At 42.6% G+C, this 9,735-nt stretch carries 12 protein-coding genes; 8 read left to right on the forward strand and 4 right to left on the reverse strand.

Translation table 11 applies throughout. The annotated features are described in order from the left end of the window. Positions 1-51: 51 nt before the first annotated feature. Positions 52-237 (forward strand): hypothetical protein, encoded by a 186-nt coding sequence (locus FTU38_RS01160; RefSeq protein ID WP_180110400.1) that lies wholly within the window; start codon positions 52-54, stop codon positions 235-237. Next, entirely contained in the window at positions 227-853 is a 627-nt protein-coding gene (locus tag FTU38_RS01165) for a class I SAM-dependent methyltransferase (protein WP_180062841.1), read from the forward strand. Before FTU38_RS01160 ends, FTU38_RS01165 begins: the two co-directional genes overlap by 11 nt. Before the next feature lie 47 nt (positions 854-900). Here the strand turns inward: FTU38_RS01165 and FTU38_RS01170 are convergent, their stop codons facing one another. Both FTU38_RS01170 and FTU38_RS01175 read right to left on the reverse strand, forming a co-directional pair. Beyond that, complete coding sequence (locus tag FTU38_RS01170; protein WP_180035642.1) at positions 901-1,494, reverse strand: hypothetical protein; 594 nt, start codon at positions 1,492-1,494, stop codon at positions 901-903. A 55-nt stretch (positions 1,495-1,549) separates the two neighbouring features. Further along, a complete protein-coding gene (locus FTU38_RS01175; RefSeq protein WP_078192492.1) occupies positions 1,550-2,020 on the reverse strand; it encodes a Holliday junction resolvase-like protein in 471 nt (156 codons plus the stop codon). Positions 2,021-2,152: 132 nt separating this feature from the next. Here FTU38_RS01175 and FTU38_RS01180 point away from each other — a divergent pair, with 132 nt between their 5' ends. The 6 genes from FTU38_RS01180 (at position 2,153) to FTU38_RS01205 (ending at position 8,036) form a co-directional block, all read left to right on the forward strand. Further along, positions 2,153-2,797, forward strand: coding sequence for a ParA family protein (locus tag FTU38_RS01180; RefSeq protein ID WP_180021560.1), 645 nt, complete (start codon positions 2,153-2,155; stop codon positions 2,795-2,797). Positions 2,798-2,947: 150 nt separating this feature from the next. Next, positions 2,948-4,069: an AI-2E family transporter gene (locus tag FTU38_RS01185; RefSeq protein WP_180049315.1), complete on the forward strand. Its 1,122-nt coding sequence runs from the start codon at positions 2,948-2,950 to the stop codon at positions 4,067-4,069. A gap of 116 nt (positions 4,070-4,185) precedes the next feature. Continuing rightward, positions 4,186-4,734: a superoxide dismutase family protein gene (sodC, locus tag FTU38_RS01190; protein ID WP_180003399.1), complete on the forward strand. Its 549-nt coding sequence runs from the start codon at positions 4,186-4,188 to the stop codon at positions 4,732-4,734. A gap of 124 nt (positions 4,735-4,858) precedes the next feature. Then, positions 4,859-7,009: a YccS family putative transporter gene (gene yccS, locus FTU38_RS01195; RefSeq protein WP_373683959.1), complete on the forward strand. Its 2,151-nt coding sequence runs from the start codon at positions 4,859-4,861 to the stop codon at positions 7,007-7,009. 18 nt (positions 7,010-7,027) lie between these two features. Next, positions 7,028-7,594, forward strand: coding sequence for a hypothetical protein (locus FTU38_RS01200; protein WP_180110401.1), 567 nt, complete (start codon positions 7,028-7,030; stop codon positions 7,592-7,594). Between the two features lie 142 nt (positions 7,595-7,736). Beyond that, complete coding sequence (locus FTU38_RS01205) at positions 7,737-8,036, forward strand: DUF3817 domain-containing protein (protein ID WP_180110402.1); 300 nt, start codon at positions 7,737-7,739, stop codon at positions 8,034-8,036. Between the two features lie 78 nt (positions 8,037-8,114). Here FTU38_RS01205 and FTU38_RS01210 read toward each other — a convergent pair whose 3' ends face one another. Together FTU38_RS01210 and FTU38_RS01215 are read right to left on the reverse strand one after the other, a co-directional pair. After that, positions 8,115-9,344, reverse strand: a complete 1,230-nt coding sequence (locus FTU38_RS01210) for an MFS transporter (RefSeq protein WP_078189336.1) — start codon at positions 9,342-9,344, stop codon at positions 8,115-8,117. A gap of 172 nt (positions 9,345-9,516) precedes the next feature. Continuing rightward, the coding region (locus FTU38_RS01215) for a zinc ribbon domain-containing protein (RefSeq protein ID WP_180110063.1) at positions 9,517-9,735 on the reverse strand (219 nt) is incomplete at its 5' end.

Below are 9,735 nucleotides of genomic sequence, written 5' to 3' on the forward strand. Positions count from 1 at the left end.
AATGCCCCAACCTGAACACGAGCTTAAAACCACGTTGGTTGAGCGGGATGAATGTCGTTTTCACTAGTTGTAACTCTATATTACGCATACAGTCTGCATAAACCTTATGAACTTGGTAACAAAATGCTGTTATTCAGTCAATTGGCCCATATCCACGCCCTACCACATGATTTAAAATTAAAAAGACATGAATTACACTTTAAAAAAGCCAACAACAATACCCGCTATGATTTATAAATTTTATCAACAACACATTTTTCCGCATCTTTTAAATCAAGTCATGCAAGTACCGAGCCTGATGGATAAACGACGCGAACTCCTGTTAGCCGTATCTGGGGAGGTGCTCGAAATTGGCTTTGGTACAGGTTTGAATTTAGCGTTTTATCAAAATGTCGATACGGTTTTTGCCCTTGAGCCCAATCCTGATATTTTTCATTTAGCTGCTGAACGTGTACATGCTGCGCCCTTTGAGGTACAGCATATTTTAGCCGGTGCTGAAAAATTACCCTTTGCAGATGAAAGTCTAGATCATGTCGTGAGTACATGGACCTTATGCAGCATTGCCGATATTGAAACTGCGCTTGAAGAAATCTACCGTGTCCTTAAACCAACAGGGATATTTCATTTAATAGAGCATGTACAACACAATGAAAATCGGAAAATTAAGCAGTTACAACACCTACTGACGCCCATTCAAAAGAAAGTCGCGGATGGCTGTCATCTGGATCGTAATATGCAAAAGTTGCTTGAAGATGCCCAGTTTGAATGTTTTGAAACGCAGTATTTTGATGCTGAAGGCATTCCAAAAATTGGACAACGCATGTTGCTCGCCCGCGCACGGAAGTTGAGTTAAAGCGTCCAAGGCCATGTTTAAGCACAATCAAATCTAGTTAAAAGTACCTAGTCTTTGATTAGTCGAATGGCATTAATTTTTAGGATATGACAGGGCTTTTTATTCAACACATTATAAGTGCTATACGACTTACCTGTTTTGATGGAATGTACATCCACCCATGCACCCAAAATCTCCACACGATCCCCTGATTTCAAACGCCGAATACGATTTGCGACGTCTTCGGATTGAGCAATCACACTGACATTTTGCAATTCAGACTTGAGCTTTTCAATTTGTGTCGAGGGCACGTCTTTCGCTTGCACGCTAAAACAGCGGTTCTGCTGAGACCACTCAAGATGATATTTTAAAGACTGGAAATCATTTGAGCCTGAACTCAGTAGCAGATCAATATTGCTGACATACGCCAAGTCTTGAAAGCCACCCACCACGGTCGGTGCGGCCGGATGTAATGTACGACTACTCGCACTGTAGTAGCGTTTATCCAACAGCAAATATTCACCGGAAAATGCCTGAGTCGCTGTGACCTGAAAATTTTTCAGCACACCAGTCTGCTCTAAATGTGGAATGGCACGAAAATATTCAGACCATATCCACAGCATGAGCGCAAAAACGGCTGCAGTCGCTAAGAGTTTTTCCATGTGGATATTCTGTCCTTATTGCTTTTCGACGGTTCTGAGGCTGAGTCACGCGAGCTTAAATATGCTCAAAATCAATTCGGATGGTTTCAAAACGTACTCGCCCTTCGGCAATGGCTTGAGCAATCGCTTGTTGCCCTTTGGTCAAACGTGCGCCACCACTTTTAATATCAATCAGCACCACTTCGATGTCTTCAGCGAGTCCATCACCATCACGAAAGTCGGTATAGCCATCAAAAACCACATAATCGATCGGGTCACCGAGAAACTTTGCATCGCTAGGTAAATACTGAAATTCAGGCATGATCGGCGCCATTTGTTCGGCCATTTTGCCTTTTAAAACAGCACGACTGGTATTTACACTGCGTTTTTGTGCATGGGCCAAGGCCTGCTGATGTTCCAATTCTAGTTCTGCAATATATTGCTCATATTCTGCCTTAATCCTTCCATTGCGACTGCCACTTAAAATTAAGGTGGTCAGTACAATCCCAATACACGCGCCAATGAGCATGGCCATCCAGACAGACATTTAAAATTCCTAATCTTTTTAATATATTACAGCGAAACCTATAGAAAAAACTTAGACTTTGGTTCTTTGTCATATTCCCCGCATTAAACAATGATATGCTAGGGATGAGCAGAATAAAATCTATTTAGGTCGATGAAAACGATATTAATTGCCAATCAAAAAGGTGGTTGTGGCAAAACCATCACAGCAATCAGTTTAGCCTCTGCACTTGCGCAAAAAGGTTATAAAGTGGCCTTGGCAGATGCTGACAATCAAAAGTCTGCACGTCAATGGCTCAAACAGCGCCCAGAGACTGCAGCCCCAATTCAGAGCCTAGATTGGCGTCATGAAAAATCGATTGGTGATGTGCCGAAAGGGATTGAATATCTAATTATCGATGCACCGGGTGCGTTATCGGGTGAACATGCAGATCAGTTGGTGAGTGAAGCTCATGCCATCATTACCCCGCTACAACCATCTTTCTTCGACATCGACTCGACCCGTCGTTTTTTAAAGCATTTGCAAGAAATTAAACGGATTCGTAAAGGTAAAGTCCAAATCCTATTGTTGGCCAATCGTGTCAAACCCAATTCTGCTCATTCCAAAGAAATTCAAGATTTTTTCAATAAAGTTGAACAGCAGCCCGTTGCTTGGATTTCTGAACGTACCGCTTATGGTCAACTTGCCATGCAAGGTCTTTCGGTTTTTGATAAAACGCAAAAAATGTACCTCGGCATGCAGCAACAATGGCAACCTGTGCTCAATGCCATTATTGAAGACGAAGCCGAGTGGTTTTAACCCATCATTCCACATTTTGCTGATATAAAGGTCAATCTTGCAAGGATCTAGCCTGAAAGATATTCACCATAAGTTAACAAGCTCTCGTTTTCGGGAGCTTTTTTTTCGGTTAAGATTGAACACAACATGATGAAAAAATCAGAGCACGCATTGCCAACGTTCGCACCTACATTACAAAAAGTCTTATTGTTCGGATTATTTTTTATCCTGATTTTTTTGAGCTTTAGCGTACTCAAATACTTTATTGTGCCCGTCGTTTGGGCAGCGATTATTGCTTATATGACTTGGCCACTGTATCAATCGGTGCATCGTTTTTGTGGCAATCGTGCAAATCTAAGTGCGGCGCTGATGATCTTACTGGTGGTGCTCGTGGTGGGTCTGCCGGTGATTTTTGCGATCTTCTTGCTACAACATGAAGGCCGTAACTTGTATTTTGAATTACAAAAGCAAGTTTTCTCTGGTCATGTCAATGTGCCTGATTTTATTCGCCAACTGCCGTTTATTGGTAAAGAAGTCAGTCGTACCCTACATGAGCTGAACAATGACCCAAACAGTATTATTCAATCAGTACAAATTTGGATTCAGGGGCATTTGAACTACGGTAAAGTTTTGGTCGGCGAAGTCAGTAAAAATATCTTTAAGCTGTGTTTTGCCGTGATGTCTTTATTTTTCTTCTATCGTGATGGTCAAACCATTTTAAGTCAGGTCAGTAAAGCCCTCGAAATGGTCATTGGGCCACGTATTCATCATTATCTTGCCACTATTTCGGATACTACACGTGCCGTAGTGTATGGCATCGGTCTCACCGCCATTGCCCAAGCTTTACTTGCCGGTCTCAGCTATTTTGTCGCCGATGTGCCTAACCCAATGTTATTAACCATCATTACCTTCATGTTGGCACTGATTCCGTTTGGCCCACCAATTTCATATACCGCTGTGTCGTTGTGGTTATTTTCACAAGGTCAAACCATTGAAGCAATTGGCGTCATGGCTTGGGGTGTTTGTGTGGTGAGTACGGCCGATAACGTGATTCGTCCTTTAGTAATTTCAGGGGCAACGCAGATTCCATTCTTATTAATCATGTTCGGTGTTTTAGGTGGTATCGCCAGTTTCGGTCTTGTTGGTTTATTTATCGGGCCAGTGATCTTGGCTGTATTGTTAGCCATTTGGCGTGAATGGTTGCATGAAACCCAAATTGAAGCCGTCATGATGCCCAAAGCAACGTTGGCACATAACTTAGACAATATAGATGATAAGCCTGAACAACCTTAATTCAGGCTTGAATTCATTAAACAAATATTACAATCAAATACTTAAATTATCTGTCATCCTGTATTCGCATCTGTTTCAATGGTTGAGACTCCATAAAAACAGACAGGATGCCAAACATGTCTTCACTATTTAAATTCGGCGCGCTTGCTGCGGTCAGTGCCCTGATGTTTACAGGCTGTGCGAGTACCTCGACTTCAACAGGTCTGAATGCAAAAACCGTGACGGTCAATGCCGTGACTGCTCAAGGTATTGGTCAAAGCATCGGTCAAATTAACTTGGTTGATAGCCCTGCTGGCTTGGTTATTCATACCAATTTAACCCAGCTTCCTCCGGGTCCACACGGTTTCCATATTCATGAAAAAGGTTCTTGTGCCCCAGCTGAAAAAGATGGAAAAGTGGGTGCTGCACTCGCTGCGGGTGGTCACTTTAACCCTAAAGCGGCACCTCACCACGGTACACCGTTAACCGGTCACATGGGTGACTTACCGATCCTTCAAGTTCAAACGGATGGCACAGCAAAAGTGAATTTAATTGCACCGCGTTTGAAATTAGCGGATGTACAAGGCTTAGCCATCATGGTCCATGCCGGTGGTGATAATTACTCTGACGACCCTAAACCTCTAGGCGGTGGCGGTGACCGTATTGCCTGTGGTGTGATTCAATAATCGACCTTGCATATAGATTTGAACAAGCGGACTTTAAGTCCGCTTTTCTATTGAATAAAAATTGACAGTTCACAGAAAAAAGCTCAGTCTAATTTACAAAATCATTCGAATACTTCATAACTCTGTGAACACGCGACTCTCTTGGTTTCAACAGTTTCAATCCAGTGCAATCATTATGTATTGCCTGCAAATTTGTATTGTTTTGAGTGGCACCACGCTCGGATTATATTTTCTCGGTTTTCATAGTTTTATTGTGCCCGTCACCTTAGGTGCGATTGCTACCGCGCTCACGGACTTTGATGACCGACTCAGCATCCGACTGCGTAATTTGTTCTATGTCTGCGTACTCTTCTTTAGTGTCAGTAGTATTTTAGATTTTCTCTATCCCTATAAGCTGCTGTTTATCTTATATCTTTCACTGTCCAGTGCAGGATTTATTTTATTAGGAGCTTTGGGGCAACGCTATGCCACGATTTCTTTTGGCACGATTTTACTATCGATCTACACCATGTTCGGCTTGGGCGAATATGACACCTGGTACTTTCAACCCAGTTGCTTTGTTCTAGGGGCAATATGGTATGGCTTCACCTCAATTCTTTTTTACCTGATTAAACCCACCCTACCCGTACAGGACAATCTCTCGCGTTGTTTTTTACAAATCGCCGAAGTACTGAATGCAAAAGCACGCTTATTTGACCCAGATAATGTCGACAATGTGGAACACTTACTGTATGAATTATCACTCAAAAACAGTGATGTCATCCCAAGTTTAAACACGACCAAAGCTTCTTTACTCACCCGTTTAAAAGCCTCAAGAGCAAATAAAAACACCATCTACTGGCTGAATTTATATTTCTTGGCACAAGATATTCACGAACAGGCCAGTGCGAATTATTTACACTATGAACAAATTCATCAAAATTTTAGCCGTACCGATTTAATTTTCCGTTTTCAAAAAAATATTCGATTACAGGCGCAGGCTTGCCAACAGTTGGCCTACTGTATATTGCATCGGCAGCCCTATCAGCCTGATCCCATTACTGCGCAAGCACTGGCACATTTGCATGCCTCTTTGCAGGAGTGGATGACCAACAATCCGCAAAATATAGAAGTAAAAAACCTACAGCTGATCTTGAGTAATTTGGACAGTGTACAAGAACGCTTTTCGCATGTTCAGGATTTAGATCATTCACAGCAACAGGCCTATCAGCAGCATATTGATAACCTCAATTTACTTGATGACGATATTCATGGGTGGCATGATTTATGGCTCAAACTGAAACAGCATTTGAGTCCCGAATCTGCCTTATTTCGCCATGCCGTTCGCATCGCTTTTGTCTTTGCGATGGGCTATGCCATTTCGCTATTGCCCTTTGCTAAAAATGGCTACTGGATATTATTGACCAGTTTATTTGTCTGTCAGATGCGTTATTTTGCGACCAAAAGTCGTTTAAAAATGCGGACATTGGGAACCATATTAGGGGTCTTACTTGGCATTCCTATTTTGTATTTTGTGCCGAGTGTCGAAGGTCAATTGCTACTGACGATTATTTTTGGCGTGTGCTTTTTCTATCTGAGTGCCAAAAAATATGCCATGGCGACCCTCATGGCAACCTTAATGGTCTTGCTGATTTTTAATTTGAAAGGCGCAGGTTATGCGGTCATTTTACCGCGTATCGTTGATACCCTACTCGGCTGTTTTATTGCATGGTTTGCGGTGAATGTGATCTGGCCAGATTGGGACTTTCGCAATATTTCCAAGACCATTCAAAAAAGCTCTGCTGCGACCCTGCATTATTTTGATGCCGTGGTTGAGCAATATCTCCATGGGAAAACCAATAGCATTGATTATCGGCGTGCCCGTCGTTCAGCCCATAATGCTCAAACTGAATTGTCGAGCATGATTTCAAGTTTAAGTACCGAGCCTGAACCCGACCAAATTTTGATTCAACATGCTTTTCGCTATTTGGTCTATAGCCATAGTCAGCTCAGTTATATTTCGGCACTGGGGAGCCACCGTGAACAAGTACAAGACCAACAAGTCCTTGAACTACTGCAATGGTGTCAAAGCACCTTAGACGACGTCTTAATTCAGCAAAAACCGCTCAACCCTGAGAAAATTCAGCAAAAACTTTTCGAAATTCAAACACTCAGCACTGAAGAAATGCTGTCTAATCACCTACAACTGGTGCTCAAGCAGATCAGTTTATTATTAGAAACATTAGCCGAACTGATTCAGCTCAGAACACAGCTAATTCAGGCGGAAATTAAATAAAATCATTTGGGACTCTTGATGAAAATGCTTAGTTTCGGTCTTAAACGCCTCATATTAACCACGATTATGGCGACCTCATGTTTAGCTGCGTCTTCTGTTTTTGCAGCACCGACAGCACAAGATTTAAAGCGTATTCTGGAATGTCAGGCCGATTACGACACCTACCATGACACTTTACTCGACTATGAAAAGGTTCTAGGGCAATTGGGTTGGAAACGCCATGATGACCCACATCAACCGTTTATTTATATCTATAAAAATAAGCAGCCTGTTGAATTTTTTGGCATGCCGACCCAAGAAATTGGCCTGTCTTCCAATGCCGTATTCGCGATCTATCGCCAAGCCGATGTGAAAAAACTTGCCCAAAAATATGGTATTGAACAGCATCCGATGTTTGCCAATATGCCGTTTTTCCGTGGTGAAAAAATCCTACGTACGGAAGCTGAAACGGATGATCTGCATGCGATCAATCACAAACTAAGCCTGTCTGAAATGACCGGAAAAAGCCCGATGATTTTATTCGGCTGTAACTATGAATTTGATCAGGGTTCAATTGAGGATGCCTTAGCGGATCTAGAAAATTAATCCGAGCAGACGACTCAGAATTAACCTTAAAAACATCAACTTAGATTCAATATGCGGATCAATTATTTCAACGGGAATGCTTCGTTCCTGCAGTGCTTTCAGGTAGACTCAAGGCTGAAATCACTTTGAATTTAGACTTCGCATGAATATCAAGACCTTACGCTTTGTGGGCCTACTCGAAGGCATCTCCTTTTTATTATTGTTGTTCATTGCTATGCCAATGAAGTACCTGATGGATAATCCAATATTGGTCAAGTACGTCGGTATGGGACATGGCGTCTTGTTTATTGCCTTCTTGGTGGTGCTATTTGTGGTCTGTGAAAAGCAAAAATGGTCGCTCAGCGTATTTCTAATGGGCCTAATTGCATCGATTTTGCCTTTTGGCCCGTTTATTTTCGATCGCAAATTAAAAAATGCAGAACAACCAACAACATCAAATTAAGACTGTATACCACAAATAAAAAAGCCCAATGTTGTTCTACACAGCATTGGGCTTTTCTATGATGGCATGAATTCGAATTTAAAATTCACCCGTCAATTTACGTTGTCGCATAATATCTCGCACCACCAAGCGTGGTAGGCTGAACCACAAGATAATGAGGGTAAAGCCTGCCAAACTATAGGCCCAAAGGCCAAAGTTTTCATACAGCACGCGCACGATTTCAATCACGGCAAAGAACGTCAGCATCATGATCACAGACACTGCCGCAGCCACTGTGCCCTTCGACATTTCAGACGACATTAAGGCAAAACGATAGAGCACAGAAAAGCTAATCCCTTCACCAAAACTGACCAAACTCATGCCGAGAATGAGAAAGGTCAGAAAATAACTTTCAGTCATCGTCCCAATCACCACGAGGCTCGTCCCGAGTAACATCAGCGGTAGCCCGATCATCACAGACTGACCTAGAGGCAATTTATCGATGATTTTAATCAGGACAATATTACCGAGGATCAGACCACCCAAAACGGGAAACTGTGCCATGCCGTATTGCATGCTACTCAGTCCTAGCTGCTCCACCAATATGACCGGAGATAGCGCAATCCAGAGCATCAGTGGCATAGCCACCATCGGTAGACCCAGTGTCAGCGCCAAAAAGCGTTTGTTTTTTAACACCTGTTTAAAGTCATCGATAATATAACCCACCGGTTGCTTTGGAATACTGATGTGCTGAGTCGGCATCTTGGCCTTTAAACCAAACCAACTCAGAAAAGATAGAAATGCGATTCCTATAAAACCCCAATGCCATGACACGTGATCAATCATAAAGGCACCGAGGACAGGGCCGATCAGTGGCGCTAGTAGTGAAATATTCGCCATGATCGCCATGACTTTGATGGCATCTCGCTCTTCAAAAGTTTCCTGTACAGCGGCATAGCCCACGGCTGAAATGACCGATAATCCAAAACCTTGTAAAAAACGCAATGTTAAAAAGCTTTCGATATTATGCGTGAGCAATATCGCTAAACAGCATAAGCTAAAGAATGCCACACCACCCAACAGGACTTTTTTTCGGCCTAATCGATCTGACAAGGGTCCTAATATTGCAGCGACACAGGCACCGCCCAATAAGTAAAAGGACATCGACGAGGGTGCCCATGCACTACTCACACCAAACTCTTGGGTAATCGCAAGCATGGCGGGTTGGACTAAGTCGTTGCCGATATAGACAGAAAATTCAAATAAAACCAGTGCCAAGGGAAACATTAAGGTGGCACGACTTAATTTTGTGGTTTGTACGTTTTGCATTGTTATCTACATATCAAAAGTGTGCTGTCGAGCTTGAAATGACAAATAGGGAGAGACACTTCAGCCCAATGACGAGCACTGTAATATTAATTTTAAAAATGAATTTTCGGCGTATCCGCCATATGTACGTCGTATTCACAAGACGCTAGATAGAGTTGACATCCTCACACCCTTAAAAGAGGGTGATTCCTACAGCTAGACGCTTATGCCCAAGCGCAAGAATGTTTAGAGCTGAGTTTATATCTCGATCATGAGCTGTACCACAGCTCATGCACTCCCATTCTCTTATTCCAAGATCTGTCTTACCTTTTGGACTACTTGAGGTGATCTCACCGCAGCACGAACAGATTTGGGTGGTATAGGCTTCTTGGACTTCTTCAAACAATACGCC

The organism is Acinetobacter sp. YH12098 (genome assembly GCF_013419235.1).
In the GTDB taxonomy this organism is placed as follows: domain Bacteria; phylum Pseudomonadota; class Gammaproteobacteria; order Pseudomonadales; family Moraxellaceae; genus Acinetobacter; species Acinetobacter amyesii.